We start from the raw sequence: 26,764 nt of genomic DNA, 5'->3' as shown, positions 1-26,764 counted from the left end.
TGTACGGACCGGACACATAGGTGACAGGTGTGCGGAGACATGGCTGACACTTTCGGTAGTGACCTGCCGAGCCGATAACCATGCCTTGGAACGCTAAAGACACCATGAGCCTTAGAGAAGAATTCGTACTGCTGGCCCGACAAGATGGCGCTAATCGCCGCGAGTTATGTCGGCGCTTCGGGATCAGCCCCCAAACCGCCTACAAGTGGCTGACCCGGCACAAGCAACATGGCAGCGATGGCCTGGCCGACATTTCCAGACGCCCTAAAACCAGCCCGCGATTGACTGACACTGACCTGGAGCAGGCTGTTGTGGCGTTGCGCCGGGAACACCCTTGTTGGGGCGGACGGAAACTGAGCCGGCGCTTGCAGGACTTGGGGAAACCCCTGCTCGCCCCCAGCACCATCACCAGCATTCTGCACCGCCATGAACTGATCTCTCCCCAGAGCTCAGAGGCAGCCACGCCCTGGAAGCGCTTCGAGCACGCCGCCCCCAATGACCTCTGGCAGATGGACTTCAAGGGCTGTTTTCAGACTTCCGAGGGTGTCTGCCATCCCTTGACCGTGCTGGATGACCATTCACGCTTCAATCTGGGTATCCGTGTCTGCTCCGAGCAACGCTACCGCACGGTCCGGGCGCAGTTGATCGAGATCTTCAGGCGCTATGGCCTGCCGGTACGTATCAACACTGACAACGGTGCGCCTTGGGGGGCCGCGCGTCAGCCGGGGCAACTAACTGAGTTGGCGATCTGGCTGATCCGGCTGGGTATCCGCCTGAGCTACAGCCGCCCGTATCACCCGCAAACCAACGGCAAGGACGAGCGTTTCCATCGCTCCCTCAAGGCCGAAGTCCTCAACGGACGCAGTTTCCACTCGCTGCAGGAGGCCCAGGCGGCTTTCGATTGCTGGCGTGAGGTTTACAACCAGCAGCGTCCCCATGAGGCCTTGCAGATGGCTACGCCGACTACCCGCTACCAGATAAGCCCCAAGACCTATCCCGAGGAACTTCCGGAGATTGAATACGGACCAAACGATACCGTGGTGACGGTGAGCAAATGGGGCGGGGCAATCAGCTTCCATGGCAGAGACTACAAGCTCTCTAACCCGCTCGCAGGTCTGCCGGTAGCAATCAGGCCATCCGGCAAAAAAGATGGCTTGTACGATGTGTACTTCATCCACCACAAACTGATGCAGATTGATCTACGGGAGCCGGCCGAGGCCGGTGCATAATCCGTCAACCATGTGTCCGCACATGTGTCCACCATGTCTCCGGTCTATACAACAAGCAAAGAAAAGTGAGGCGCCCGGCGGGGCGCAACCGAAGCGATCTAGCGACTGCGATAACCAGTCCGGCGCAGCCAAAAAATCTACAGCGGCTTGCCAATCCCTTACCCCGGCCCCCTCGGAACCCGCGAAGAACGATTCCGACGCTGCCGGCGCGCGCGGTCGAGCAGGTTTTTCAGTCCGGGCTGCGCACGGCTCCCGCCCGCTTTACAAGGCTTCCGCCGCCAGCAGCGCGGCCTTGCGTTGCAGGCCCCAGCGATAACCACTCAGGCTGCCATTGGCGGCAATCACCCGGTGACAGGGCACCAGCAGCCCCACCGGATTGCTCGCACAGGCGCGGGCCACCGCGCGCGGATGGCTGCCCAGTTCGGCCGCCAGCTGACCGTAGTTGCGCGTCTGTCCGGCGGGGATCTTCTGCAGGGCCTGCCAGACCCGCTGCTGGAAGGCGCTACCCTGCAGGTCCAGCGGCAGCTGCGCGGCGCGCGCCGGCTCGTGCAGCTGCTGCAAGACCTGCTGCAGCCAAGCGCCCAACCCCGGCTGGTCTGGCGTGCGGCTGGCGGTGGCGAAGCGCTCGGCCAGTTCTGCCTCGAGCGCGGTTGGACTGTCGCCGAACAGCAGGGCGCAGACGCCCTTGTCCGTGCTGGCCAGCAGCACATGCCCCAGCGGGCAGGGGCTGATGGCATAGCGCAACTGCAGGTTGGCGCCTTTGCGCCGGGGCGCGCCGGCCTGCAGTCGGTCGCGCCGGGCCAGGGCCCAGGCTTTGGGCGTCAGGCCGGTGCGCCGCTTGAACTCGCGCACCAGGTGCGAGGCGGAGAACCCGCTGCGGGCCGCCAGTTGCGCCAGGGTCGGGATGCTTTCGCTGTGTTCCAGCAGGTGGCAGACCTGGCTGACCAGTGTGTCGACGGCTTCCGCGGGGCTTTGCCCCTGCGGTGCGCACCGCCGGCAGGGACGGAAACCGGCGGCTTCGGCCGCGCGGGCGTCGGCGAAGAAGCGGATGTTGCGGGCCAGTGGCCGGCGCGCCTGGCAAGCGGGTCGGCAATAGATACCGGTGGTCTGCACGGCAAACACGAAATGGCCGTCCTGGCTGGCGTCGCGGGCACAGACAGCTTGCCAGCAGCGTTCGAAATCAAGCATGGTCAGCTCCCGAAACCTGTTGCAGTAATTGTCTGCCGTTGCCGGCAGGCTGCCAATCCGCTTCTGACTTTCAAATTCAGGCGCCGCGGTGGCTATCAGCGCGCCGGCGATTGCCGTATAACGGCCCCATCTGCACCCGACGAGACCCGCGCTAGCTCCGATGAAAACCCCGAAACGCCTAGAATCCCTGCTGGAAGATGGCTTGATCGATGAGGTGATCCGTCCGCTCATGAGCGGCAAGGAAGCCTCGGTCTATGTAGTGCGCTGCGGCAGCGAACTGCGCTGCGCCAAGGTCTACAAGGAGGCCAACAAGCGCAGTTTTCGCCAGGCCGCCGAATACCAGGAAGGGCGCAAGACCCGCAACACCCGTGATGCCCGGGCCATGGCCAAGGGCAGCAAGCACGGGCGCAAGGAACAGGAGGAAAGCTGGCAGAACGCCGAAGTGGCGGCCCTGTTCCAGCTGGCCGCAGCCGGTGTGCGGGTGCCCAAGCCGTATGACTTCCTCGAGGGTGTGCTGCTGATGGAACTGGTCGGCGACGGCCTGGGCGGGGTCGCCCCGCGCTTGAACGACGTCGACCTGGAACCGGCCGATGCGCGCGAATTCCATGCCTTCATGATCCACGAGATCGTCAAGATGCTCTGCGCCGGCCTGGTGCATGGCGACCTGTCCGAATTCAACGTGCTGCTCGGTCCCGACGGCCCGGTGATCATCGACCTGCCGCAGGCGGTGAATGCCGCGGCCAACAACCATGCGTTCGCCATGCTCGAGCGCGATGTCGGCAACATGGCCGAGTACTTCGGCCAGTTCGCCCCCGAATTGCGCTACACCAAGTACGCCAAGGAAATGTGGGCACTGTTCGAAGCCGGCAAGCTGCTTCCGGACAGCCCGCTGACCGGCGAGTTCGCCGAGCCGGAAGAGGCCGCTGATGTGGATGCCGTGCTGCGCGAGATCCAGGCCGCCCTGGCCGAACAGGCCCGCCGCGAAGCCCTGCTCAAGGCCGAGGACGCGCCGAATGACGAACCGCCGCCACCGCCGTGGATGCGCTAGCCGCACGCCTGCTCGCCGCCCCGGCGCGGCGATGAATCGACAGTCCCGGCCTGTGCGCCACTTGGCTGATCCGCGGCAAAATAAACCCGCGGCCTATCTTCTATGCTTGAAACCAGCCAGTTCCAGCGCAAGCAGGATCTGACGCTGGCGGCCGGGCAACCGCCGACTTCGCCAGCAGGCCTGAACCCCGAAAGGAAGGCACTATGGAAAAGCAGCAGCAGTGGACCCTCTGGTACTTCCTGATCGCCTTCAGCATCCTGCTGATGGCGCAGGACTGGTGGGCGGCGCGCAGTGTCACCGAAGCCCTGCCCTACAGCGAGTTCATGCGCCTGCTCAAGGAAGAAAAACTCAGCGACCTGCGCATCGAGCAGCAGCAGATCAGTGGCAATCTCAAGGAACCGATCAACAACCACACGCAATTCACCACCGTGCGCGTGGAGCCGGAGCTGGCGCAGGCGCTGGCCGACTCTCAGGTGACCTTCAGCGGTACCCGCGAGGGTGGCCCGTTGAGCAATCTGCTCGGCTGGCTGCTGCCGTTCCTGCTGATCTTCGCCCTGTGGAATTTCCTGTTTCGCCGCATGCTCGACAAGCAGGGCCTGGGCGGCATGGTCAGTGTCGGCAAATCCAGGGCGAAGATCTTCGTCCAGCGTGATACCGGGGTGACCTTCGACGACGTGGCCGGCATCGACGAAGCCAAGGCCGAGCTGCAGGAGATCGTCTCCTTCCTCAAGGACCAGCCCAAATACAGCCGTCTAGGCGCGCGGATTCCCAAGGGCATCCTGCTGGTCGGTCCGCCCGGCACCGGCAAGACCCTGGTGGCCAAGGCCGTGGCCGGCGAGGCCAATGTGCCGTTCTTCTCCATTTCCGGCTCGGAGTTCGTCGAGATGTTCGTCGGCGTCGGCGCCGCGCGGGTGCGTGACCTGTTCGAGCAGGCGCGCAAGTCGGCACCCTGCATCATCTTCATCGACGAGCTGGACGCCCTCGGCAAGGCGCGCGGGATCGGCTCCTTCGGCGGCAACGACGAGAAGGAGCAGACCCTCAACCAGCTGCTGGCCGAGCTGGACGGCTTCGACCCGCGCGAGGGCGTGGTGCTGCTGGCCGCGACCAATCGTCCGGAGATCCTCGACCCGGCGCTGCTGCGGGCGGGCCGCTTCGACCGCCAGATCGCCATCGACCGCCCCGATCGGCGCGGCCGGGTGGCCATCCTAAAGGTTCATGTGAAGCGCATCCAGGCCGCCGCCAGCCTCGATCTCGAGCGGATTGCCGGGATCACCACCGGCTTTTCCGGCGCCGACCTGGCCAACCTGGTCAACGAGGCGGCCATTCTCGCCACGCGTCACGCGGCCGCGGAGGTGGGCATGGACGACTTTACGGCCGCCGTCGAGCGTATCGTCGTCGGCACCGAGCGCCACAGCCACCTGCTCCTGCCGCACGAGCGCGCGGTGGTGGCGCACCATGAAATGGGCCATGCGCTGGCGGCGGCCAGCCTGGCGAACATGGACCCGGTGCACAAGGTCTCGATCATTCCCCGCTCGGTCGGAGCCCTCGGCTACACCCTGCAGCGCCCCACCGAAGACCGCTTCGTGATCACCCTGCAGGAACTGAAGAACCGCATGGTGGTGCTGCTGGCCGGGCGCGCCGCGGAAGACCTGGTGTTCGGCGAGATTTCCACCGGGGCGGCGGACGACCTGGGCAAGGTCACCGACATCGCCCGGCAGATCGTCACCCGCTTCGGCATGAGCGAGGTCGGCCAGGCTGTCCTGGAGCGGCAGAGCACCAGCTACCTCGGCGAGCATCTGCTCAGCCAGCGCGAAAAGGACTATTCGGAACAGACCGCGCGCGAAGTCGACCTGTGCGTCAAGGCGCTGATCGACGAAGCCTACGTGCGGGCCAGGGAGCTGCTGCAGGAGCGCCGCGCCGACCTGGAGGAAGGCGCGCGGCTGCTGCTGGAAAAGGAAACCCTGACCCCCGAGGAGTTTCCGCCCTTGCGCCCGCTGCCGGCCTGAGCTCCCCGCAGCGGGCGAAACGACCCGTCCTGGCCGCGATGCGGCCAACCAGCGCCGGCAGCCGCAGGCAGTGTGGTTGCGGTGCCGCAGCCTCCCGTTGCAGCGGCTGGCTGTGCAGTGCAATGGCGTGCGGTTGCCGGCACCGCGCTGGTCGGTCTTGCCCGCCTGGCAAGGCTTTCGCCACCTACACTTAAAGAACGGGTACGCCGCGCATACACAGCGCAGCGCCTGTCGCGGGTTGTGCTGTAGCGTGTTCCCGCAACCTGTCCGGCCACTGGGCCAGGGCCGTCGAATCCACTGGAGGAGGCTGCGGTCTTGAATCTGCCTTGCCTGCTCATCGTCTTGCTGCTGGTGCTGAGCGGCTGCGCCACGGGAGCGCGCGGGCCTGAGCTGACGCCGCCGGTGATTCCGCCGGAGGTCTGGCGGCAGGTCGACGATGACATCCTCGTCGCCTCGCTGACCGCGACAGATCAGGCCCAGAAGTACGCCCTCGGCGCCATGGATCAATGGATGGACCGCGTCTACCAGCGCACCGACACAGACTTCATCCCGTGGTTCTCCAGTTACTGGACCCGCCAATGGCTGACCATGAAGGTGGCCTGGTACCAGCTGAACGCCGAGGGCGAACAAGATTCGAGCGTAAATCGCCTGGCGCTCTACCTGCAGGAGCAATACCAGGAGCGCGTGCTGGAACCGGTCGCCAGGGAGATTGATCCGGACCTGATCATGGCGCAGACCACCGGCTTCTACGTCCAGCAACTGGGTGTGCGGCTCAAGAAAATCCCGGCGCGCTACGGCATCCCCGCAGAGCAATTCGAGCAGTGGCTCCAGCGCATTCCGGCAATCAAGCTGGCGCCGCCCGCCGCCCACAGTGCTTCGCTCGACCAGCTGCTCCACGCCGAGCCGCTCGAGCAGTTGCCTGCCTATGCGGCGCTGCTCGCGCGGATCCGCAATGCCCCTGGCGGCGCGAGCAGCTGGCTGGCCGCCGACATTTCCGCAGTAGCCCAACAGACCAGCGCAGCCCTGCAGAGCGAGCTCGCCACCCGCAGCATTGCCAGCTCGGTCTCGGCAGTGGTCGGCCGGGTCGCCGCCACGGTGCTTTCCCTGGGCGTGGCGGGTTTCAGCGCGGTCAGCCGCGAGAACGAACGACCGGAAATGGAAGCGCAACTGCGCAAAAGCCTGAACGCCGCTTTCGATGAAAACTGGCTGGAGTGGATGCGCAACCCGGTCAGCGGGGTGCTGGCGGGGGTCTATTACATTTCCGCACAGGTCGAAGGCAGCCTCGCCAGTCGCTCTAGCTTGCCGGTCAGCGGCGAATCGCTGCCGCAGCCCCGGCCCGGCGAGCCAGCGCTGGAGGATGGCGGCGGTGGCTACGACGCCCCCGCCGGCTATTGGCGCGGCGCGCAATAACCGCAGCGCTGTTCAGCCATGCCTGGTGGCCCGCTGCGCCACTCGCCGGGATGCCGCGGGCGATTAGTTCTGCCGGGCCGGTCGGGTTATTCGCTTGCGGGGTACTGCGCCACCACTTCATCCGTACCCGCCGCGGTTAGCCCTATGACCTGGTAAGCCTGTCGCGGTTGCCCGAAGTCCATCCCCGGCGAGCCGGCGGGCATGCCTGGCACGGCCAGGCCGACCAGATCCGGGCGCTGCCGCAACTCGAGAATCTGCGCAGCGGGCACATGGCCTTCGACGAATTTGCCGTCGATCACCCCGGTGTGGCAGGACGCCAGGCGCGGGGCCACGCCGAGACGCTGCTTGACCGCGCGCATGTCGGTTTCGACGTGATCGATGACATTGAAACCGTTGGCTTCAAGGTGCTTGATCCAGTCTTTGCAGCACCCGCAGTTGGCGTCGCGATGCACGTCAATGCTCAGTGGCTCGTCAGCCTGGGCTATTCCGCCGAGCAGCAGAACGGCGATGGCGGCAATCCGCAATTTTGTGGACATGGTGATACTCCCGATCTTGCGTGTGATCCTGCCGTGGTGGCGGCTGGGGTTGGGGTGACTGGCTTGAGCCTCAGTGACAGTTGCAACTGCTGCCGCAGCCGGCTGGCTTGGCTGCAGCGGCAGCCGCCGGGCTAGCCGCTTGCGCCGGATAGCCGGCGTCGTCGAGGGTGGCGATCAGCAGGGCAGCTTCAGCGTTGCCGGTAACGCGCACGCGGCCAGCGGGCAAGTCGACCTCGACCGCGTCGACCCCGGCCAGCGCGGCCAGCGCGGCCAGCGCGGCATTGATGTGTTTGACACAGGAGCCGCAGCTCATGCCCTGGACGTTCAATTCGATGGTGCGCATCGGGGCTTCCTCGCAAGTGACCGGCTGGTTCCGGCGGTAGCTACACTGTCGACCTTGCCCTTGTGGCAAGGTCAAGCGCCATGTTCAGCTTCACTCGATCCGCGCATGCCGTAGTCGCAGCGCATTGAAGACCACGGAAGCCGAACTCACGCTCATGGCCAGCGCCGCGATCAGTGGCGACAGCAGCTGCCCGGTCAGCGGGTAGAGCAGCCCGGCGGCCAGGGGAATGCCCAGCGCGTTGTAGACGAAGGCAAACACCAGGTTTTGGTGCATGTTGCGCACTGCCGCCAGCGACAGGCTGCGGGCGCGCAGGATGCCCAGCAGGTCGCCCTTGACCAGGGTGATCTGGGCACTGTTCATTGCCACATCGGTACCGGTGCCCATGGCGATGCCGACATCGGCGCGCGCCAGGGCCGGGGCGTCGTTGATCCCGTCGCCGGCCATCGCCACACGGTGCCCGCGTGCCTGCAGGCTGGCAGCCAGACGCTCCTTGTCCTGCGGTTTGACCTCGCCGTGGACTTCCTCGATGCCCAGCTGGCGGGCGACCGCGCGGGCGCTGGTGAGGCCATCGCCGGTGGCCATGATGACCCGCACGCCCTTCGCCTGCAGACGTTCGACCGCCAGTTTGGAGGTCGGCTTGATCGGGTCGGCCACCGCGAGCAAGCCAGCCAGCCGGTCATCCACTGCCAGATACATGATGCTGGTGCCGTCGCTGCGCAGCTGTTCGGCACGTGCCTGCAGGGCTGCGGTGGCCACGCCGGCCTCAGCCATCAGCGCGGTATTGCCCAGCAGCACGCGGTGGCCCTCGACGAGGCCACGCACGCCGATGCCTGAAACAGAGGCGAAACCCTCTGGCGTACTCAAGGCCAAACCGGAGGCGCGGGCTTGCTCGACGATGGCGTGCGCCAGCGGATGCTCGCTGCCCTGGTCAAGGCTGGCGGCCAGCCGCAGCACCTCGCCGGCAGTGAAGCCGGGCGCCGGTTCGACACTGTGGAAGGCCGGATGACCTTCGGTGAGGGTACCGGTCTTGTCGACGATCAGGATGTCGATCTTGCGCAGGTTCTCGATTGCCGCCGCATCGCGAAACAGCACGCCGCTGCCAGCGGCCTTGCCGGTGGCGACCATGACCGACATCGGCGTGGCCAGACCGAGCGCGCAGGGGCAGGCGATGATCAGCACCGCCACTGCATTGATCAGGCCGAACACCCAGCTCGGTTGTGGCCCCCACAGACCCCAGCCGAGCAAGGTCAGGCCGGCGATGGCGATCACCACCAGCACGAAATAGCCGGCGATCACGTCCGCCAGGCGCTGCATCGGGGCCTTGGAGCGCTGCGCCTGCACCACCATCTGGACGATCTGCGCGAGCATGGTCGCCGCCCCGATTTTTTGCGCCTGCATCACCAGGCTGCCATGGGTGTTGAGGGTGGCACCGATCAGGCTGTCGCCGATCCGCTTCATCACCGGCAACGGCTCGCCGGTGAGCATGGACTCGTCCACCGCGCTTTCACCCTGCAGCACCCGGCCATCGACCGGCACCTTCTCACCGGGACGTACGCGCAGGGTGTCGCCGCTGTGCACATGACTCAGCGGGATATCCGTCTCGCTGCCATCGGCATCGATCCGGCGCGCGGTCTTGGGCGCCAGGCCAAGCAGCGATTTGATCGCGGCCGAAGTCTGCGCGCGCGCCTTGAGCTCGAGCATTTGCCCGAGCAGGGTCAGCGAGATGATCACCGCCGCCGCCTCGAAGTACACACCGATCCGCCCGTCCAGCCTGAAGGTCGCCGGAAACACGCCGGGCGCCAGGGTCGCAGCCAGGCTGTAGAGGTAGGCGGCAGCGGTGCCGAGGCCGATCAGTGCCCACATGTTCGGGCTGCGCTGGATCACCGAGCGCGCGCCGCGCACATAGAACGGCCAGCCGGCCCAGAGCACCACCGGGGTGGTCAGGACCAGCTCGACCCAGTTCTGCGTGGTGCCGTGGAACAGATTCAGGGCATGCCCGCCCATGGCCAGCAGGGTGACGATCAGGGTCAGCGGCAGGCTCCACCAGAAGCGCCGGGCGAAGTCCCTGAGTTCAGGATTCTCCGCCTGCTCCAGTTCCGGCAGTACCGGCTCCAGGCTCATGCCGCACTTGGGGCAGATGCCAGGCCCGCGCTGGCGGACTTCCGGATGCATCGGGCAGCTGTATTCGTTCCCGGTTGTCGCCGGCGCCGGCGTCTGCGTCTGCGTCTGCGGCAGGGTAGGGGTGGCGTAGCGCTCGGGGTCAGCCTTGAACTTGAGCTGACACTTCTCGCTGCAGAAGTGCCAGGTCTGCCCGGCGTACGCGGCACTGAACGGGCTGTCGGCGGCGACCGGCATGCCGCACACCGGATCCTGTGCGCCTGACGCTAGCGCTGGTGGCCGGTCGGGCTGTGGCATGGGCGAATCGTTCATTGTGGCCTCCTAGACCTACTGCGCATTACCGTGGAGCCTGCAATGCAGCCAGGCGAACAGGGTGCCGACCAGCGCGCCCCAACCACTCAGGACCAGTAGCGGTCCGACGAAAGTCGCCACGCCGTAGGCTTGCGGCGCCTGCAGGCGGCCGAAGTCGAGGCCATGGAACAAGGCATTGAGGAAGGCGATGCCTTGCGTCGGCCACAGTGCATAGAGCAGGGCGCAGACCGAGTAGGAAATGGCCATGGTCAGGGCCAGGGTGAGTCCGGTTTTCCAGGGAGCGTTCATGCTTGTTTCCTCGAATGCGGAGGGCCGCCAGCGGCGGTGCTGGGGCGGGTCGTTGGCCAGGGCAGGAACGCCGGAGTGCGTTCGCGGTAGGCGCGGTAGGCATCACCGAAGTGCGCGAGCATCTCCTGTTCCTCCCGCCTGGCCAGTTTGGCGTACATCACGAGCAGGATCGGGAACATCAGCAGGGTGATCAGCGTTGGCCACTGCAACAGAAAGCCGAACATGATCAGCACGAAGCCCGCGTACTGGGGGTGGCGGATCCGCGCATAGGGACCGCTCAGCGCCAGTTGGCCACTGCTCTGCGCCTGGTAGAGCACGCGCCAGGCGCTCGACAGCAGCCAGAAACCGGCGAGGATCAACAGGTTGCTGAGCAGGTGGAAGGGCCCCCAGTGCGGATTGACCTGCCAGCCAAACAGTACTTCGAGCAGATGGCCGGCGTCGTGCGAGAGGAAGTCGATGCCGGGAAAGCGCTGGCCAAGCCAGGGCATCAGCAGGTAGATGGTCAGCGGAAAGCCGTACATCTCGGTAAACAGCGCCACCAGGAAGGCCGAGAACATGCCGAAGGAGCGCCAGTCGCGGCGCGTCCTCGGCCGGGTGAAGCTGAAGGCAAACAGGCTGAACACCAGCGAGTTGATGATGACCAGCGCCCACAGGCCGTAGGCCGCTTCGGCATGGTTCATGGCGTATCCTCCTCGTCCGTGTTCGGTGGTGGCTGCGCATGCCCATGCCCACGTCGATGGCCAGCGTGGCCGTGGTGCATAAACACATGCATCAGCGGGCAGGCCGCCAGCAGCAGGTAAGGCAAGACGCCCAACAGGTGGGCGGTATGCTCGGTGAGCAGGAAGAACCCGGCGATGGCGACAAAGCCCCAGAACACCCAGAGGTGCCTCATGCTGTTCGCGGGTGGTACAGGCGTCATGTCTGCCTCCATGTGCTGCCGGAGCGCCACCCCCACGCCCGCGTGGGGGTGCTACCCGGTGAAAATACCCAGCAACCTTGCCGCTAGCTCACTTCTGCATGGGCATGTTCATCATCGACGACTGCTGATCCATCATCTGCATCATCATGTCCATCATGCCGTTGCCCATGCCCATGCCGCCCTTGGCACCAGACATACCCATGCCTGAGCCCATACAGCCCATCGCGCCCGGCTCCTGACTCATCATGGTCAGGCCTTCCTTCATCGCTTGCATGCCTTCCTGCATGGCGGCTTGCCGTTCGGCAGGGGTTGTTGCGGCAGCGGCTTTGTCATGCGCGGCCTGCATTTTCTGCATCTGTTCGGTCATTGCTTGATTCATGGGTGGCGGCACTGCTGCACTGGAGGTGCTTGTGCCGGCCGGCACGTCAGCCGGGTGATGTGCATCCTCGGCCGTGGCCATGAGTGCGCTGCTGGATAAAATGGCGGCAAGGATCAATTTCAGTGGTGCGTTCATGTTGAACTCCAAGTGGTAAAGAAAAGACAGGGACTACCGGGCCGCGCCGAATTGGCACAGCAAAACAGAACGTCCGGCGAGCGGACGCCCTGAAATCGCTAATTAATCGTTGAAGCGGACGAACAGCAGGCGGGCTGGCGGCGCCGAAGGTACGGGGCGGCGCAGTGCAAGAAAGGCAAACCTGGACAGGTCGCTTGGGTTAAGCAGCAGTGCTGGCAGCCAGAGGATTGCCCAACTGACCAGATCCAGCATCGGGTGCTGTGAAGCCGGATTGATCGCGCTGGCCGTCGCCTCGCAATGCTGCAGGCAACCACTGGCGTGCAAAGCATGATCATCCGCCACCTGCGTCACAGAGAGCGCAGTGTGCGTGACAGACAGATTATGCTCTGGGCGCACCAGGCAGCCCTGAAACGCCACCAGCAGTAACGCCAACCCCCACACCGCGAGGGTCAGGCGCAACAGCTTACGGTGATGCTGCCGGAACCAGAACATGACGCACTCCATAGGCCGATTAAGCCCTACTGGAATCAGTGTAGACAGTTATACCGGGGCTGAATTGACCTCAATCAAGCCAGCAGACTGCGCGCCGCTCACTCGGGTGCCTGGTAGCTGATGCCATTCGGGCCAGCGCCCACTTTGTGGGTGGCAACGACTGTGCGGCTGACGGTATCGATCACCGAGACAGTGCCCGCCTCGATGTTGCTGACAAACACATACGCGCTGTCGCTGCTGATGGCCACGCCATGGGCGCCCTTGCCGGTGACCACACTGGCAACCAGCTTGCCGTTGGCTGGATCGACTACCGAAACCCGCTCATCCGGATCGGCACTGCTGCCCTGATTCGCCACGAAGACCTGACGGCCATCGGCGCTGGCCATCATCTGGATCGGCGTCCTGCCGACAGTGACCTTGGCGCGCAACTGCTGGGTCGCGGTGTCGATGATGCCGAGCTGGTTCTCGGCACTGAGCGAGACATAGGCCTGACGTCCGTCGGCAGCAAAACCGACCTGAACCGGCGCCTGGCCCACGGCAATTTGCGCGGTTTCCTGCAACGTGGCGGTGTCGATCACCGAGACACTGCCACCACGCATATTGGCGACATACAAGGTCTGGCCGTCGGGACTGAGGCGCAAGCCATGGGGGAAGCGACCCGTCTGCACGGTGCCGATCTGGCGGCGTTGCTGCAGATCGAACACCCGCACCAGGTTGGCGGCGGAGTCGCTGACGAAGGCGCGCTGCCCACTCGAATCGGCGACCACATGCGCCGGGTGCTCGCCTGCGGGCAAGCTGAAGGCGGGTTTGTCCAGCGCGGCGGTGCGGAACACCAACAGCTGCCCCGTACTCATCTCGCCCATGCCATTCATCGCTGTGCCTTGGTGCTCCGCGTGAGTCGGCATACCCACAGCGAACAACCAGCGCCCATCGGCCGATACCTGCACGTTATGCGGGGCAATCTGCAGGGGGAAAGTCCGGACCTCGCCACTGGCGAGTCTGACCTGGCTGATTGACGCATCGCGCTCATTCGCGGTGTAGACCGTGCCGACGGGTGCCGCAACGGCCTGGTTGAGCATCCACATAAGGCTGCAAGCCAATAACAGTCTGACCTTGCGCATTGCTGTTCTCCCTGACGCATAAGTACTCGGGGGATTACTTCAGCTCGAAGCGAAACTGCTCGGTGGACTTGCCTGGCAAGCTCAGTTTGAGCACCGCCTTGCTACCCGGCCCCGCCTGATAGGAACCTTGTGCCATCAGCGAGTTATCGCCCGACGGCAGCAGTGCCACGACCTGTTTCTTGCCTGCGCTCAGCAGGGTGAGTTCAGCGGTGCTGTCCTGGCTGGCGATCGGTGCACCGTCATGAGTGCGCAGATAGACCATCAGCATGCCGCCTTCCAGGCTCAGCTCGGCGTTGGTGCCGGAGGCTGCCTCGCTGACCACGCCACTGTGCATCGGCGCTTGCGGAGCATCCTCATGGGCCTGGGGCGAGCCGGCCGCGAGGATCAGGCCGGTACTGAGCAGCAGGGTAACAACAGACTTTTTCATGGGGTACCTCTCCAGTTTGCACGTATGGGTTAAAGCACCGTCTGGCTGTGCTCGTCGACCAGGCGCTGCAAGGGTTTCTGGCCAAACAGCCAGAACATCAGGGGGGTGAGCAGGCTGTCCATCAGGGTCGAGCTGACCAACCCGCCGAAAATGACCACCGCCACCGGATGCAGGATTTCCTTGCCCGCCGCGTCGGCGGCAAACAGCAGCGGCAGCAAGGCCAATGCGGCGGTCAGGGCGGTCATCAGCACCGGGGTCAGGCGCTCCAGCGAGCCGCGGACGATCAGCTCCTGGCCGAAGCTGGCGCCCTCGAACTTGCACAGGTTGATGTAGTGACTGACCTTGAGAATGCCATTGCGCGTGGCGATCCCGGTGAGGGTGATAAAGCCGACCAGCGAGGCCACCGACAACGAGATGCCCGCCAGCCACATGGCGATCACGCTGCCGATCAGCGCCATGGGGATATTGCCCATGATCATGGCCGCCAGGACCGCCGATTTATAGCGGCTGTAGAGCACCATGAAGATCAGCGCCAGGGAGACCAGCGACAGCCCGGCGATCAGCCGACTGGCCGCTTCCTGCGCCTGGAACTGTCCTTCCAGGCTGACGAAGTAGCCCTCGGGCATGGGCTGCTGCGCCAGCACCGCGCGAATCTGCTCGATGATCGCGGCCATGTCCGAGCCATCGCTGTTGGCCGCGATCACGATACGCCGGCGGCTGTTCTCGCGGCCGATCTGGTTGGGGCCGTCGGCCTCCTCGATGCTGGCGACCTGCGACAATGGCACTTTGCCATGCGGCGTATCGATCAGGATATTGCCCAGCCCCTGCGGATCGCGCGCCGAGTCCGGCAGGCGCACCACCAGGTTGAAGCGTTTGTTGTTGTCGACGATCTGCGTGACGCTATCGCCCTCGGTGAGGGTCTCCAGGGTCTGCAGCAGGCTGCCGGGCGCCACGCCGAGCTGGGCGGCGCGGTCATAGTCGAGGCGGATCTTGATCTGCGGAATCAACACCTGCTTCTCGATTTGCAGGTCGGTCAGGCCGGGAATCTGCGCCAGGCGCTCCTTCAGACCCGCCGCTTCGCCGCGCAAGGTATCCAGGTCGTCGCCATAGATTTTCAAGGCGATCTGCGCGCGCACGCCCGACAGCAGATGGTCCAGGCGGTGCGAGATCGGCTGGCCGACCGTGACCGTCGCCGGCAGCAGCGCCAGGCGCTGGCGAATCGCCGCCATGATCGCTTCACGCGAGCGCTCGGAGCGGCGCAGGTCCACGTCGATTTCGCTGGAATGCACGCCTTCGGCATGTTCGTCGAGTTCGGCGCGACCGGTGCGGCGGCCTACGCTCTTCACCTCCGGCACTTCCAGGATCAGGCTTTCCGCCAGGCTGCCAATGCGATTGGACTCGCTCAGCGAGGTGCCCGGATTGAGCAGCAGGCTGATGGTCAGGGTGCCCTCGTTGAACGCTGGCAGAAAGGCCCGGGGGAAATACGGCACGCTGCTCAGGGCAACGAGCAGCAACAGCACGGCACCAACCAGGACGGCCTTGGCATGCGCAAACGAGGCCAGCAAGAGCCGCCGGTCCCAGCGCTTGAGCCAGGCCACCAGCGGCGAGTCGCCATGGCCGATCTGCTTCATCTTCGGCAGCAGGAAGTAGCAGAGCACGGGCGTCACCGTCAGCGCCACCGCCAGGCTGGCCAGAATGGAGGTGATGTAGGCCACGCCCAGCGGCGCGAACAAACGCCCCTCGATGCCCGGCAAGGCAAACAGCGGGACGAACACCAGCACCACCACCAGGGTTGCCACCACCACCCCGGAACGCACTTCGTTGCAGGCGGCGGCGATGACCTGGAGGGTGCTGGCAACACTCCTGGGGCGTTTTTCCTTGAGCCGGCGCAACACGTTTTCGACGTAGACCAGCGCATCGTCCACCAGCTCGCCAATGGCGATTGCCAGCCCGCCCAGGGTCATCACATTGACCGACAGGCCCAGCGCCTTGAACACCAGGAAGGTGATCGCCAGCGACAGCGGAATGGCGGTCAGAGAAATCAGCGTGGTGCGTACATTCATCAGGAACAGCAGCAGGATGATCGCCACCATGATGGCGCCATCGCGCAAGGCTTCCTGCACGTTGCCAATCGAGGCATCGATGAAGTCGGCCTGGCGGAAGGAAATCTGCGGCGGGCTGATCCCGGCCGGCAACACCTTGGCCAGGCTGGCCAGGGCCGCCTCGATCTGCCCGGTGAGTTTGACCGAGTCGGCGTTGGGTTGCTTCTGCACGCTGACGATCACCGCCGGCTTGCCGGCAAACCCCGCATCGCCGCGCTTGAAGGCCGCGGCAAATTTCACCTCGGCTACCTGCCTGAGCAGAATCGGCTGACCATTGACCACCTTGACCGCGAGGTTCTGCATGTCCGCCAGCTTGGTGGTATGGCCCATGTTGCGGATCAGGTATTCGCGGGCATTCTGCTCCAGGTAACCGCCACTGGTGTTGCTGGAAAAACCCTTCAGCGCACTGGCCAGCTCGTCATAACTGACACCCAGTTGGGCCATCATCGCCGAGTCGGGCTCGACCCGGAACTGCCGCACCTCGCCGCCGATCGGGATGACCTGGGCCACACCGGGAATCGACAGCAGGCGCGGGCGCAGGACGAAATCGACGTATTCGCGCACCGCCATCGGGCTGGACTGCCCGGGATCGGCCGGGAAGGCGATCAGCATGATCTCGCCCATGACCGAGGAGATCGGCCCCATCACCGGCTTGACGCCCTCGGGGAGTTGCTCGCGGACTTCGGCCAGGCGCTCGGCGATCAGTTGCCGATTGCGATAGATGTCCGTGCCCCACTCGAACTCGGCGTAGACAATCGATAGGCCGATGCCCGAGACCGAGCGCACCCGGGTAACGCCGGGCATGCCGTTCAAGGCGGTTTCCAGCGGAAAGCTGACCAGCTGCTCGACTTCCTCCGGGGCCATGCCGCCGGCTTCGGTCATGATGGTCACGGTGGGCTTGTTCAGGTCAGGAAATACGTCCACCGGCATCTGCTGCGCGGTCAACCCGCCATAGATCAGGGTGATCGCGGCAAAGGCCAGCACAAACAGCCGGTTGTGCAGACTGGTATTGACGATCCAGCTAAACATTGTGTCTCCTCGTTACGGCAGTCAGCGTCGGCGCAGGCTGGGCTTTAGCCCACCAATACCCTCGAGCGGTGCGGCGGCGGGCTGAAGCCCACCCTGCAAATCGACTCGCCGCGTCTCCTCAGCGGATCTGGTTAAGCAGGCTGGCCGCCGCGGTCACCACGCGGCTGCCCGGGCGGATCTGCGTGACCAGCACGTTCTTGCCATCGAGTGCCACGGGCTGCACCGGCACGGCGCGAAACACCAGCGCCTGCTCATGCAGCCAGACCACCGACTCGTTCGCGCTGTTTTTCACCACGCTGCTGGCCGGCAGCACCACCCCGCTGATCTGTTCGCGCGTCTGCGCAATCAGCTTGACCGTCTGCCCCAGAGCCAGCGGCATGGCCTGCGTCGGGGCAAAGCGCAAGGGCAAGGCGCCATCGCGCAGCACCAGGGCGCCGCCGAGGTAACGCAAGCTGACGCCCTGCATGAAGGCGCCGGCCAGGTTGTCGACCAGCGCCGGGTCATAGGCCAGGGCTTCGATCTGCATGCCCTCGGGGTCGACAATGACAAACAGTACATCGCTGGCCGCGACCACCTGGCCATTGAGCACGTTGCTGGCGGCCAGCACGCCAGCGACCGGCGCGCGCAGGGCCTCGCCCTGGCTGACCGCGGCCAGGGCCGCACTGCGTCCGCGCAATGCCGCCAGTTCCGCCTCGGCGGCTTGCAGTTCTTTGCCGGGAACCGAGTTGCGCAAGGCGTACAGGCGTTGCACGGTTAGCTGCGCGAGGGTCAGCTGGCTGCGAATCTGCGCCAGTTCCGCTTGCTGCTGGGCCTGTTCGTAGGCACTCACGGTGGGTATTACCCAGGCGAGGAGCTGGCCTTTGCTGATCCGGCTGCCCAGCGCCGGCAAACCCTGCGCGGGGGCACTGATGCGTCCGGCGCTGCTGGCTTGCACCTGGCCACCGCGATTGGGGTCCATAACCACATGGCCGTTCAGCTCAATCGACTTGGCCACGCTGGTTTCCCTGGCCAGCACGGTACGCACCGCCAGGCGGTGCTGGGCCTCCTTGGGCAAGAGCACGCGACCGTCCGCCAGGCGCTGCGGGTTATTGCCGGTACTGGTGACGGGAGCGGCTTCGGCGTGGACTTCATCGCCGTGGGCCCAGGCCGGCAGGCTCTGGGTCGCGCCCATGGCCAGCAGCAACACAGCGACAGACAGCGGCGTGGTGTTCATCGTGCGGCTCCCTGATTGATCGAGCCCGGGCGCCGGCGCCGCTGCAACAGCCAGGCGGCTGCCGCCAGGACGGCAAGCGCCGCCGCCAGCCACCAGCCTGGCCGGGCAAGCGCCGACGGACCCGCAGCGGCAGCAGGACTGACCGTCAGTACCGCATCGAGAAAGTCGGACTGTTCCCCGGCCAATACGGTAAACAGCAGGTTATGTTCGCCCGGATGATTCAAGGCCTCTGCCGGCGCTTGATAGGTGCCTGCCGACAGCGGCTGCAAGGGGGCTTTGAAGTCCGCGCTTTCCACTTCGATGCTGGCGCCGGCGATGGGCTGGTTATCGCTGTAGCGATCCAGGTAGACGGTCAAGCGGTCGCCCTCCAGCTGCGCATACAGCTCGAAGTCCGGCGAGTGGGCCTCGGCAGCGGGCAGGCGCTGCGTGCTGGCGGGCAATGGCTGGACCGCGCCATGGTCTTCGTCGCCATGCGCCAGGGCCGTGGACAATTGCAGGCTTAAGGCACTGGCCAGCAGGGTAGGGTACAGCTTCATGGCAAGACTCCCGCTGCCTGGTTGAAACGTGAAATGGCGCGCCCCACCGCGTACTCGGCGCGCTCGACCTGGGCTTGTGCATCGAGCTGCTCGCGCTGGCTGCGGAGCTGCGTCAGCAGGTCAAACTGGCCCAGGCGAAACCCTTGTTCGATCCAGGCACTGCGCTGCTTGACCAGCGTCAGTTCTTCTGCCGCCAAGGCCTGTAGCTGCTGGCTCTGGCTCAGCTCCAGCTGCGCCGCGCTGATCTCGGCGGCAATCCGCCGCCGCTCCACGTCCTGGCTGGTCTGCGCCTCGATCCAGTCGGCATTGGCCGCTTCGATCCGCGGTCGATTGCGCGATTCACTGCCGAACGGAATGGTGATGCCCAGTTTGATCCGGTCACGGTAGGGGTCGGCAGCGGCATCGCGCTCGGAGGTGTAGGTCAGCGCCAGTTCCGGGGCGTCGCGGCTATCGCCGGTGGCTTGGTCAAGGCGCGCCTGGGCACTGCGCACCGCCGCGTGCAAGCTGCTCAGCAGCGGGTGCTGCTCCAGGGCGGGCGCAGGCGCCAGCACTTCGGCCTGCGCGGGCAGGCTGGCGCCGTTGCTGAGCAAGGCGAAGGTTGTACGGCTGCGCTGCAATTCCAGCCCGGCCAGGTCTTGCTGGCGTTTGGCCTGCGCCACGGCGATCTTGGCCTGATTCTCGTCGAGCGCGGCCAGCTCCCCGGCCTTTACCCGCTGACTGACATCCTTGGCCAGCGCCTGCGCTTCAGCCAGCTGGCGATTGGCGCTGGCCAGGTCCACCTCGGCAAAGCGCACGGTCCACCAGCTTTCACGCAACTGCCCGGCCAGTTGCCAGCGACCCAGTTCATTGCGGCCGTTGAACGCGGTCTTTTCGGCATTGGCGACAGCCTGCGCCTGGTCGCGCTGCCCCGGCAGCCAGATGGGGGCGGCAATCCCGACCTCCCACTCACGCCGGCCGTAGTCGCCGTTGAATTGATCAGTGGTATTGAACAGGCCGAGGCTGGGGGGCTGCGGTGTCCAGGCCTGGCTGGCGGCGACCTGTGCAGCATATTGCCGGTCGCGGGCACCCTGCTGGTCGGCCTGCACGGCCCAGGCCTGCTCGAGCACATCGCGCAAGCTGGCCGCCTGGGCGCTCCCCAGCAGCGTCGCGCCGAGCAGCACGCCAAGGCGCAGCAAGTGGATAGCAACCACGGTTTTAAACCTTCTGCTTCAGGGGTTGTTGACGTTTGCGCGGCCACCGCGTTGCTGCGGCCTGCACGAGGGTGAACCTTGCCAGATCGCCTGCGGCCGGGTGATTACATTTGTGTAAGGTTCGCCCACGGCCGGCGCGTGCGAGAGAGAAAGCTCCGGCGGAGCCCCTGCGCGTGCTGCGGCGTGCAGCTTGAACCGCGGCGGCCGTCGACCGGCTGAGGCGCAGATTAGATTTGCGTCAGTGGCTGGCTGGCCCGCGCCAATCGCGGCACACTCAGCGCATTGAGTGGGCGGATTGAACAGATGCGAATTTTGGTCGCCGAAGATGAACCCAAAACCGGGGTCTATCTGCAGCAGGGGTTGAACGAAGCCGGTTTTCTGGTGGATCTGGTGAGCGACGGGCTGGACGCACTGCACCAGGCGCAAGGCACGCGCTACGATCTGCTGATTCTCGACGTCATGCTGCCCGGCCTGGAGGGCTGGGAAGTGCTGCGCCGTTTGCGCGCCGCCGGTCAGCAACAAGCGGTGCTGTTCCTGACCGCCCGCGACCGGGTGGAGGACCGGGTCAAGGGCCTTGAGCTTGGCGCTGATGATTACCTGATCAAACCCTTTGCCTTTTCCGAGTTGCTGGCCCGTGTGCGCACGCTGCTGCGCCGCGGTAACAGCAGTCCCGCGCAGACGCACCTGCGGCTTGCCGACCTCGAAGTCGACCTGCTGAAACGGCGGGTCAGGCGTGCCGGGCAGCGCATCGAGCTGACCGCGCAAGAATTTGCCCTGCTCGAGTTGTTACTGCGCCGCCGCGGAGAGGTGCTATCCAAGGCACTCATCGCCGCGCAGGTGTGGGACATGCATTTCGACAGCGACACCAATGTGATCGAGGTGGCCATCCGCCGCTTGCGGGCCAAGATCGACGATGAATTCGAGCCAAAACTGATTCAGACCGTGCGCGGCATGGGCTACCGGCTCGATGCCCCGGAGCCGGCATGAAGCGACTATCCCTGACCACCCGCCTGAGCCTGCTGTTCATGCTGGCGGTGACCGCCGTGCTGCTGCTGGCCGGACTGATGTTCCAGCAGTTCAGCCAGCATCATTTCCTGCAGCAGGATCGGCAGACACTCGAGGAAAAGCGCCAGGCGACGCAACGCATCCTCGCCGAATTCAAGGGGGTCGAGCAGTTCGATCAGTTCAAGCCCCAGTTGCGCGCATTGCTCGGCGCCCACCGGGACATTACCGCCATCATTCTCGATGGCGCGGGCAACGTGCTGTTCGCCGAGCCGGGGCCGGTCGAGCTGCCTGAGCGTTTGCGCGGGATGGATGACGGTGAAATCTGGCAGTGGCAGGAGCACGGCCATCTGTTTCGCGGGCTTACCGCACGCGCCGGGGCGGATGTTGCCGGGCAGGGCCAGCCGCTAACCCTGATGCTGGTCCTGGATGTCACCGCGCACACGCATTTTTTTGCCGCGATAACCCGCTGGTTCTGGATCGGCCTGGTGCTGAGCGCGCTGCTGAGTGGCGGACTCGGCTGGCTGGTTGCCCGCAGTGGCCTGGAGCCCTTGCGGCAGGTAACCCGGGTCGCCGCCTCCATCTCGGCCACCTCGCTCAAGGAACGCATCCCGCTGACCTCGGTCCCGCACGAGCTGCAGCAGCTGGTGGTTTCGTTCAATGCCATGCTGGCGCGCCTGGATGATGCGTTCATGCGGCTGTCGAACTTCTCCGCCGATATCGCCCATGAATTGCGCACACCGCTGAGCAACCTGCTGACGCAAACCGAGGTGGTGCTCTCCAGGCCGCGTCACAGTGAAGACTACCAGGAGACCCTGTACACCAACCTGGACGACCTGAAACACATGTCGCGGATGATCGACGACATGTTGTTCCTGGCCAAGGCTGATAACGGCCTGATCATGCCGGAGCGGCAACTGGTCGCGCTCGAAGCGGTGGTGGGCAAGCTGTTCGAGTACTACCGCCTGTTGGCCGACGAGCGCGGCATCCAGCTGCGCCTGCACGGCCAGGGCAGTGTTCGCGGCGATCTGCTGATGCTGCATCGCGCGATTGCCAATCTGCTGTCCAACGCCCTGCGCTACACCCCGCAAGGGCAAACCATCACGGTCAGCATCCGCCAGAACGAGTCAGGCACCCAATTGAGTGTGGCCAATCCGGGGCCAGTCATTCCCGCGGAGCACCTTGAGCAACTGTTCGAGCGGTTTTACCGGGGCGACCCGGCCCGGCGTGAAGGCAGCAGCATCAACGCGGGGCTTGGCCTGGCCATAACCCGCTCGATAGTGATTGCCCACCAGGGCGAAATTCACTGCACCTCGGCAGACGGGGTTACCACCTTCAGCCTGGTATTTGCTGCGTCGCGACTGTCCGGCTAGCGCCGAGGGTCCGCCATGGATACGGCCTGCCAGCAGATCGAGTCGTGCAGGCGGTCGGCAGGCGTCGGCTGGCTGGCGATGCGCTTGGCGCGCCGGCGCGGATCAATCCCGGCTATGGCTGCAGTCGCGGTGTTTCACTGCGTCGCTGCAGCCACTTGCGCAGCTCCTCCAGCAGCAGCATGAGCAGCGCGCAGGCGCCGGCCAGCAGCCAGACGTCTGCCGGCAGCGGGTGGGTGGCGAACAGCTGGTTGCCCCATGGCGTGTAGATCACGAAACCCAGCAGGCCCAGCTCCACGGCGATTGCCCCGAACAGCAGCGGGTTGCTGAACAGGCCGGTGCCCAGGGTCGAGCGGCTGGGGTGTCGGCAGAGGAACACGTTGACCACCTGCATCACCACGATGGTGGCAAAGCAGGCCGAGGTGGCCGTCAGGTACAGCGGGTCGTCGCTGGCCAGCGGCGTGCCGTACCGCCAGCCGCTGGCGTCGAGCACGAAGAAGTATGCAGTCAGCGCGGCCGCTGCCTCGAGGATGCCGAGAAAGCCGTAGGCGCGCCAGAGCAAGGTGCGGTTGAGCAAATGCTCGCCGAATGGCCGCGGTGGCTGGCGCATGACCGCGGCGTCGGGCTTTTCCGCGCCGAGGGCCAGGGCCGGCAGCATGTCGGTACCCAGATCCACGGCGAGAATCTGGATCACCGTCAGCGGCAGCGGGATGCGCAGCAGCACATAGGCCAGGTACGGCACCAGCTCGGGAATGTTCGAGCTGAGGATGTAGGTGAGGAACTTGCGCAGGTTGGCAAACACCGCGCGGCCTTCCTCGACTGCGGCGACGATGCTGGCGAAGTTGTCGTCGAGCAGGATCATGTCGGCCGCGCCGCGCGCCACGTCGGTGCCGCTGCGGCCCATGGCGATGCCGATGTCCGCCTGCTTCAGCGCCGGTGCATCGTTGACTCCGTCACCGGTCACCGCGACCACCTGCTGCTTGCCCTGCAGCGCCTTGACGATGCGCATCTTCTGCTCCGCCGCGACCCGGGCAAACAGGATGTCCGGCTGGTCGAGGGCCAGTTGCAGCTGGATGTCGCTGAGGTGCGCCAGCTGTTCGCCGGTAATCACCCGCGCCGGGTTGCTGCCGAGCAGGCCGATTTCGCGGCCGATCGCGCAGGCCGTGCGCGGGTTGTCGCCGGTGACCATGATCACCCGGATGCCGGCGCTGCGGCACTGGCGGATCGCTGCGGGGACTTCCGCCCGCGGCGGGTCCTCCAGGCCCACCAGCCCGGCAAACAGCAGGCCCTGTTCGAGGCTGTCCAGGCTCTCCTCCGCCTGCGCCGGGCGCCAGGCCAGCACCAGGATGCGCAAGCCGCGTTCGGCCAGGGCGTCGTGGGCGGCGATGATCGCCTGGCGGGCGGGTTCCTCGAGGGGCTGCACAGCGTTGCCGCACCACTGCTGGCGGCACAGCGGCAGCACGGTTTCCAGCGCACCCTTGAGGTACACGCGGGCACCCCCGGCGTGGCGCTGCAGCACCGCCATGCGCTTGCGCCGGGTGTCGAACGGCTGCTCGAGCAGGCGCGCACTGTCGCCGAGCGCGCCGCTGCTCTCGGCCAGGCTGACCAGCGCCACTTCCATCGGGTCGCCGAGCCAGCCGTCCGCCCCGCGCCGGAGGTCGTGGCAGTAGCCGAGGATCTCGCGCAGCACATGCCCGGCCGGCAGCTCGTCCGGCGTCACCACGCGGCCCTCCAGGTGCAGCGCGCGCACCGCCATGCGGTTCTGCGTCAGCGTGCCGGTCTTGTCGGTGCAGATCACGGTTGTCGAGCCAAGCGTCTCGACTGCCGGCAGATGGCGGATCAGCGCATTGCGCCGGGCCATGCGCTGCGAGGCCATGGCCAGCGACAGGGTCACCGTGGGCAACAGGCCTTCGGGCACGTTGGCGACGATGATGCCGATGGCGAACATCAGGTTGGACCACAGCGGCAGGCCGATCCAGGCCCCGATCAGGAAGAACACGGCGCCCAGGCTGCAGGCCAGGATCGCGACGAAATGGCTGAGCCGGCGGATCTCCAGTTGCAGCGGCGACAGCTGATCGCCGCTGTGCTGGCTCAGCCGGGCAATATTGCCCACGGCGGTGTGGCCGCCGGTGGCGAACACCAGGGCACGGCCATTGCCGGTCACCACGCTGGTGCCGGCAAACAGCAGGTTGTGCGCCTGCTGCAGCTCGGTTCCGGCCGGCGCGTTGACCTCGCGCGGGGCGGGTACGGACTCGCCGGTGAGTGCCGAATTGTTGACCTGCACGCCGAAGCCTTCGAGCAACCGGCAATCGGCCGGCACCTGGTCGCCTTCCTGGACGAAGATGATGTCGCCCGGCACCAGTTGGTCGGCATCGAGTTCCTGCGTGTGGCCGTCGCGCAGCACCTTGACCCGGTGCGGCAACAGGCGCTGCAGGGCATTGATGGCGGTCTCGGCACGGTATTCCTGCCAGAAGGAGAACAGCCCGTTGATCAGGATCACCAGCAGGATGGCGAAGCCCAGGGTCGCCATGCCTTCACCGGGCTGGCGCCAGGCGGCAAAGAACGCCAGGGCCGCGCCAACCCAGAGGATCAGCGCGAAGAAGTGGCTGAATTCGCGCAGGAACTTCAGCCACAGCGGTGTCTGCGCGGCCTCCTGCAACTGGTTGCGGCCGAATTCCTGCTGGCGCCGGGCCGCCTCGCTGCTGCTCAGGCCCGCGGCGCTGACGTGCAAACTGGCCAGCGCCGAGGCGGGGTCCAGCAAATGTATTTTCATGGCCTGCTCGATCCGCTGCAGATAACGGTTTGCTGGCAAGATAGTCGTGGCAACCTGTCGCCGCGCTGACCTGCGGCAGTTCCTTGCCAGTCCGGTCGGCCCGTCGGCCGGGGCGCGCCTACAACGGCCGGGTGCTGCCCATGGCCGTGGCGGGGGCTGCCAGGCGTTGCTCCAGGTAGGCGAGCAGCACATCCATGCTGGTCAGCTGCTGGTAGTCGCACTCCGGGATATTCACCCCGAGGCGCTGGTGCAGGGCGGCGAGAAAACGCAGCCAGTCCATCGAGTCGAGATCGACCTCGTCGCGCAGCAGGCGGTCGCTGCGCAACGTCGCGGGTTCGACTTCCGGGGCGATGCCCTGCAGGGCGGCAAACACTTCACTGCGGATCTGTGCCGGGGTCATGCGGGTTTCCTCACAGGTTTTCCGGGGTCTGCAGCAGGCGGCGGACCTCGGCAAGAAAGCGTGCGCCGTAATGGCCGTCGCTGGCGCGGTGGTCGGCGGACAGGCTGAACTGCGCGCAAGGCATCACGCCCAGCTGGCCATCGCTGACCCACGGCCGTTCGGCCAGGCGGCCGACGCCGACCAGTGCCACCTGCGGCGGGTAGATCACGCCGAACACGGCGTCGACGCCCTGATCGCCGAGCTGGGTGACGGTCAGGCTGGCGTCGGCCAGCTCCGAGCTGCGCAGCGAACCGCTGCGGGCCCGCTGCACCAGTTCGCCGAGTTCGGCCATCAGCACGCTCAGCGGCTTATCGGCGACATCGTGCAGCGCCGGGGCGATCAGTCCGCCCTGGCGCAGGGCGATGGCCACGCCGAGGTGGATGCCGGCGGCGGGGCGGAAGGCGCCGTCCTGCCAGAAACCGTTGAGCTGCGGATAGTCGCGCAGGGCCAGGGCGATGGCCTTGAGCTGCAGCACCCCGGGCAACAGGCGCTGTTCCGGTGGCAGCTCGGCGTTGTGTGCCTTGAGCCAGGCCATGGCCTGGCCGAGCGGCACGTTTTCGCTCAGGTAGTAATGCGGAATCTCACGCTTGGAGCGGCTCATGGCCGCGCCGATGGCCTGACGCATGGCGGCCGTGCGCTCGCCGGCCGTGGCCGGCCGGGCGGCATGCTCGACGTCCTGCAGGGTCACCGCGCCCTGCGGGCCGCTGCCGCTCAGCTGGCTGGCGTCGATCCCCAGTTCGGCGGCCCGCTGGCGTGCGGCAGGGGAGATGCGCGGCCGGCTGGCGCTTACCGCCGGCGGGGCTACGCTGGCTGCCGGCGGCGCGGCAGGCGCTTGCGCCGGGGCAGGGCGGTGTACGCTGGCGGCGCTTTCGCCGGCTTCGAGCAGGGTGGCGATAGGCGTGCCGACCGCTACCTTGGCGCCGGGCTGGACCAGCAGCTCGAGCACCGTGCCGTCCTGCCAGCACTCGACGTCCACCGCGGCCTTGGCCGTGTCGACCACGGCAACCACCTGGCCGCGCGTGACCGGGCTGCCGGGCGCGACCCGCCATTCAAGCAGGGTGCCCTCGTCCATGTCGGCGCCGAGGGAGGGCATGTTGAATTCGATCATCGGTCCTCCGTAAGTGGGTTGCGCCGGCACCGCGCCGCGCAAGCTTGCCGC

At 65.9% G+C, this 26,764-nt stretch carries 24 protein-coding genes; 6 read left to right on the top strand and 18 right to left on the bottom strand.

The annotated features are described in order from the left end of the window. Window positions 1-80: 80 nt before the first annotated feature. A complete protein-coding gene (locus tag ISX93_RS16780) occupies window positions 81-1,229 on the top strand; it encodes an IS481 family transposase (RefSeq protein WP_195779726.1) in 1,149 nt (382 codons plus the stop codon). 261 nt (window positions 1,230-1,490) lie between these two features. On the opposite strand, the gene ISX93_RS16775 is transcribed toward ISX93_RS16780, so the two are convergent. Beyond that, window positions 1,491-2,417: a methylated-DNA--[protein]-cysteine S-methyltransferase gene (locus ISX93_RS16775; protein ID WP_195779909.1), complete on the bottom strand. Its 927-nt coding sequence runs from the start codon at window positions 2,415-2,417 to the stop codon at window positions 1,491-1,493. 160 nt (window positions 2,418-2,577) lie between these two features. Between ISX93_RS16775 and ISX93_RS16770 the strand changes: the two genes are divergently transcribed. From ISX93_RS16770 to ISX93_RS16760, 3 genes are all read left to right on the top strand, one after another. After that, window positions 2,578-3,465 (top strand): PA4780 family RIO1-like protein kinase, encoded by an 888-nt coding sequence (locus tag ISX93_RS16770; protein WP_195779908.1) that lies wholly within the window; start codon window positions 2,578-2,580, stop codon window positions 3,463-3,465. Window positions 3,466-3,668: 203 nt separating this feature from the next. Beyond that, window positions 3,669-5,471 carry an ATP-dependent zinc metalloprotease FtsH gene (gene ftsH, locus ISX93_RS16765; RefSeq protein WP_195779907.1) on the top strand — a complete coding sequence of 601 codons (1,803 nt, stop codon included), beginning with the start codon at window positions 3,669-3,671 and terminating at the stop codon, window positions 5,469-5,471. A gap of 315 nt (window positions 5,472-5,786) precedes the next feature. Then, window positions 5,787-6,881 (top strand): hypothetical protein, encoded by a 1,095-nt coding sequence (locus ISX93_RS16760; protein ID WP_195779906.1) that lies wholly within the window; start codon window positions 5,787-5,789, stop codon window positions 6,879-6,881. 86 nt (window positions 6,882-6,967) lie between these two features. Here the strand turns inward: ISX93_RS16760 and ISX93_RS16755 are convergent, their stop codons facing one another. From ISX93_RS16755 to ISX93_RS16690, 14 genes are all read right to left on the bottom strand, one after another. Next, window positions 6,968-7,417 carry a DUF411 domain-containing protein gene (locus ISX93_RS16755; RefSeq protein WP_195779905.1) on the bottom strand — a complete coding sequence of 150 codons (450 nt, stop codon included), beginning with the start codon at window positions 7,415-7,417 and terminating at the stop codon, window positions 6,968-6,970. Window positions 7,418-7,487: 70 nt separating this feature from the next. Further along, window positions 7,488-7,760, bottom strand: coding sequence for a heavy-metal-associated domain-containing protein (locus ISX93_RS16750; RefSeq protein ID WP_195779904.1), 273 nt, complete (start codon window positions 7,758-7,760; stop codon window positions 7,488-7,490). A gap of 90 nt (window positions 7,761-7,850) precedes the next feature. After that, window positions 7,851-10,175, bottom strand: a complete 2,325-nt coding sequence (locus ISX93_RS16745) for a heavy metal translocating P-type ATPase (RefSeq protein WP_195779915.1) — start codon at window positions 10,173-10,175, stop codon at window positions 7,851-7,853. A gap of 30 nt (window positions 10,176-10,205) precedes the next feature. Continuing rightward, complete coding sequence (locus tag ISX93_RS16740; protein ID WP_195779903.1) at window positions 10,206-10,478, bottom strand: DUF5676 family membrane protein; 273 nt, start codon at window positions 10,476-10,478, stop codon at window positions 10,206-10,208. Further along, window positions 10,475-11,158 carry a methyltransferase family protein gene (locus tag ISX93_RS16735; RefSeq protein WP_195779902.1) on the bottom strand — a complete coding sequence of 228 codons (684 nt, stop codon included), beginning with the start codon at window positions 11,156-11,158 and terminating at the stop codon, window positions 10,475-10,477. The genes ISX93_RS16740 and ISX93_RS16735 overlap by 4 nt, the downstream gene beginning before the upstream one ends. Then, window positions 11,155-11,370: a DUF2933 domain-containing protein gene (locus ISX93_RS16730; RefSeq protein WP_229732264.1), complete on the bottom strand. Its 216-nt coding sequence runs from the start codon at window positions 11,368-11,370 to the stop codon at window positions 11,155-11,157. Before ISX93_RS16730 ends, ISX93_RS16735 begins: the two co-directional genes overlap by 4 nt. 115 nt (window positions 11,371-11,485) lie before the next feature. Next, window positions 11,486-11,911 (bottom strand): hypothetical protein, encoded by a 426-nt coding sequence (locus ISX93_RS16725; RefSeq protein WP_195779900.1) that lies wholly within the window; start codon window positions 11,909-11,911, stop codon window positions 11,486-11,488. A gap of 102 nt (window positions 11,912-12,013) precedes the next feature. Continuing rightward, window positions 12,014-12,370, bottom strand: coding sequence for a hypothetical protein (locus ISX93_RS16720; protein WP_229732263.1), 357 nt, complete (start codon window positions 12,368-12,370; stop codon window positions 12,014-12,016). Window positions 12,371-12,501: 131 nt separating this feature from the next. Further along, window positions 12,502-13,524: a cytochrome D1 domain-containing protein gene (locus ISX93_RS16715; protein WP_195779898.1), complete on the bottom strand. Its 1,023-nt coding sequence runs from the start codon at window positions 13,522-13,524 to the stop codon at window positions 12,502-12,504. A gap of 34 nt (window positions 13,525-13,558) precedes the next feature. After that, the gene (locus ISX93_RS16710) at window positions 13,559-13,951 is read right to left on the bottom strand and encodes a hypothetical protein (protein ID WP_195779897.1); all 393 of its coding nucleotides are present in this window, start codon (window positions 13,949-13,951) and stop codon (window positions 13,559-13,561) included. A 29-nt stretch (window positions 13,952-13,980) separates the two neighbouring features. Next, window positions 13,981-17,082 carry an efflux RND transporter permease subunit gene (locus ISX93_RS16705; protein WP_195779896.1) on the bottom strand — a complete coding sequence of 1,034 codons (3,102 nt, stop codon included), beginning with the start codon at window positions 17,080-17,082 and terminating at the stop codon, window positions 13,981-13,983. Between the two features lie 118 nt (window positions 17,083-17,200). Continuing rightward, on the bottom strand, window positions 17,201-18,295 hold the full coding sequence (locus tag ISX93_RS16700; protein WP_195779895.1) for an efflux RND transporter periplasmic adaptor subunit: 1,095 nt from the start codon (window positions 18,293-18,295) through the stop codon (window positions 17,201-17,203). Beyond that, a complete protein-coding gene (locus ISX93_RS16695; RefSeq protein WP_195779894.1) occupies window positions 18,292-18,831 on the bottom strand; it encodes a hypothetical protein in 540 nt (179 codons plus the stop codon). Before ISX93_RS16695 ends, ISX93_RS16700 begins: the two co-directional genes overlap by 4 nt. After that, window positions 18,828-20,021 (bottom strand): TolC family protein, encoded by a 1,194-nt coding sequence (locus ISX93_RS16690; RefSeq protein WP_195779893.1) that lies wholly within the window; start codon window positions 20,019-20,021, stop codon window positions 18,828-18,830. The genes ISX93_RS16695 and ISX93_RS16690 overlap by 4 nt, the downstream gene beginning before the upstream one ends. Before the next feature lie 303 nt (window positions 20,022-20,324). Between ISX93_RS16690 and ISX93_RS16685 the strand changes: the two genes are divergently transcribed. Beyond that, on the top strand, window positions 20,325-21,008 hold the full coding sequence (locus tag ISX93_RS16685; protein ID WP_195779892.1) for a heavy metal response regulator transcription factor: 684 nt from the start codon (window positions 20,325-20,327) through the stop codon (window positions 21,006-21,008). Next, window positions 21,005-22,396 carry a heavy metal sensor histidine kinase gene (locus ISX93_RS16680; protein ID WP_195779891.1) on the top strand — a complete coding sequence of 464 codons (1,392 nt, stop codon included), beginning with the start codon at window positions 21,005-21,007 and terminating at the stop codon, window positions 22,394-22,396. Before ISX93_RS16685 ends, ISX93_RS16680 begins: the two co-directional genes overlap by 4 nt. Window positions 22,397-22,508: 112 nt before the next feature. On the opposite strand, the gene ISX93_RS16675 is transcribed toward ISX93_RS16680, so the two are convergent. From ISX93_RS16675 to ISX93_RS16665, 3 genes are all read right to left on the bottom strand, one after another. After that, window positions 22,509-25,166 carry a cation-translocating P-type ATPase gene (locus ISX93_RS16675; RefSeq protein ID WP_195779890.1) on the bottom strand — a complete coding sequence of 886 codons (2,658 nt, stop codon included), beginning with the start codon at window positions 25,164-25,166 and terminating at the stop codon, window positions 22,509-22,511. Between the two features lie 118 nt (window positions 25,167-25,284). Further along, a complete protein-coding gene (locus ISX93_RS16670) occupies window positions 25,285-25,566 on the bottom strand; it encodes an acyl carrier protein (protein ID WP_195779889.1) in 282 nt (93 codons plus the stop codon). A gap of 10 nt (window positions 25,567-25,576) precedes the next feature. Beyond that, a complete protein-coding gene (locus tag ISX93_RS16665) occupies window positions 25,577-26,713 on the bottom strand; it encodes a dihydrolipoamide acetyltransferase family protein (RefSeq protein ID WP_195779888.1) in 1,137 nt (378 codons plus the stop codon). Between the last annotated feature and the right edge of the window lie 51 nt (window positions 26,714-26,764).

Origin of the sequence: Pseudomonas sp. N040 (assembly GCF_015637705.1) — a bacterium.
Lineage (GTDB): Bacteria > Pseudomonadota > Gammaproteobacteria > Pseudomonadales > Pseudomonadaceae > Aquipseudomonas.
The sequence above is the reverse complement of the archived record's forward strand: the minus strand, read 5'-3'. Positions and strand labels throughout refer to the sequence as shown.

Excerpts from the sequence above, each read along its gene's own strand:
- ISX93_RS16780 (WP_195779726.1), top strand. The coding sequence starts at position 81 with ATGCCTTGGAACGCTAAAGACACCATGAGCCTTAGAGAAGAATTCGTA.
- ISX93_RS16775 (WP_195779909.1), bottom strand. The coding sequence starts at position 2,417 with ATGCTTGATTTCGAACGCTGCTGGCAAGCTGTCTGTGCCCGCGACGCC.
- ISX93_RS16770 (WP_195779908.1), top strand. The coding sequence starts at position 2,578 with ATGAAAACCCCGAAACGCCTAGAATCCCTGCTGGAAGATGGCTTGATC.
- ftsH (WP_195779907.1), top strand. The coding sequence starts at position 3,669 with ATGGAAAAGCAGCAGCAGTGGACCCTCTGGTACTTCCTGATCGCCTTC.
- ISX93_RS16755 (WP_195779905.1), bottom strand. The coding sequence starts at position 7,417 with ATGTCCACAAAATTGCGGATTGCCGCCATCGCCGTTCTGCTGCTCGGC.
- ISX93_RS16750 (WP_195779904.1), bottom strand. The coding sequence starts at position 7,760 with ATGCGCACCATCGAATTGAACGTCCAGGGCATGAGCTGCGGCTCCTGT.
- ISX93_RS16745 (WP_195779915.1), bottom strand. The coding sequence starts at position 10,175 with ATGCCACAGCCCGACCGGCCACCAGCGCTAGCGTCAGGCGCACAGGAT.
- ISX93_RS16740 (WP_195779903.1), bottom strand. The coding sequence starts at position 10,478 with ATGAACGCTCCCTGGAAAACCGGACTCACCCTGGCCCTGACCATGGCC.
- ISX93_RS16735 (WP_195779902.1), bottom strand. The coding sequence starts at position 11,158 with ATGAACCATGCCGAAGCGGCCTACGGCCTGTGGGCGCTGGTCATCATC.
- ISX93_RS16730 (WP_229732264.1), bottom strand. The coding sequence starts at position 11,370 with ATGAGGCACCTCTGGGTGTTCTGGGGCTTTGTCGCCATCGCCGGGTTC.
- ISX93_RS16725 (WP_195779900.1), bottom strand. The coding sequence starts at position 11,911 with ATGAACGCACCACTGAAATTGATCCTTGCCGCCATTTTATCCAGCAGC.
- ISX93_RS16715 (WP_195779898.1), bottom strand. The coding sequence starts at position 13,524 with ATGCGCAAGGTCAGACTGTTATTGGCTTGCAGCCTTATGTGGATGCTC.
- ISX93_RS16710 (WP_195779897.1), bottom strand. The coding sequence starts at position 13,951 with ATGAAAAAGTCTGTTGTTACCCTGCTGCTCAGTACCGGCCTGATCCTC.
- ISX93_RS16705 (WP_195779896.1), bottom strand. The coding sequence starts at position 17,082 with ATGTTTAGCTGGATCGTCAATACCAGTCTGCACAACCGGCTGTTTGTG.
- ISX93_RS16700 (WP_195779895.1), bottom strand. The coding sequence starts at position 18,295 with ATGAACACCACGCCGCTGTCTGTCGCTGTGTTGCTGCTGGCCATGGGC.
- ISX93_RS16695 (WP_195779894.1), bottom strand. The coding sequence starts at position 18,831 with ATGAAGCTGTACCCTACCCTGCTGGCCAGTGCCTTAAGCCTGCAATTG.
- ISX93_RS16685 (WP_195779892.1), top strand. The coding sequence starts at position 20,325 with ATGCGAATTTTGGTCGCCGAAGATGAACCCAAAACCGGGGTCTATCTG.
- ISX93_RS16680 (WP_195779891.1), top strand. The coding sequence starts at position 21,005 with ATGAAGCGACTATCCCTGACCACCCGCCTGAGCCTGCTGTTCATGCTG.
- ISX93_RS16675 (WP_195779890.1), bottom strand. The coding sequence starts at position 25,166 with ATGAAAATACATTTGCTGGACCCCGCCTCGGCGCTGGCCAGTTTGCAC.
- ISX93_RS16670 (WP_195779889.1), bottom strand. The coding sequence starts at position 25,566 with ATGACCCCGGCACAGATCCGCAGTGAAGTGTTTGCCGCCCTGCAGGGC.
- ISX93_RS16665 (WP_195779888.1), bottom strand. The coding sequence starts at position 26,713 with ATGATCGAATTCAACATGCCCTCCCTCGGCGCCGACATGGACGAGGGC.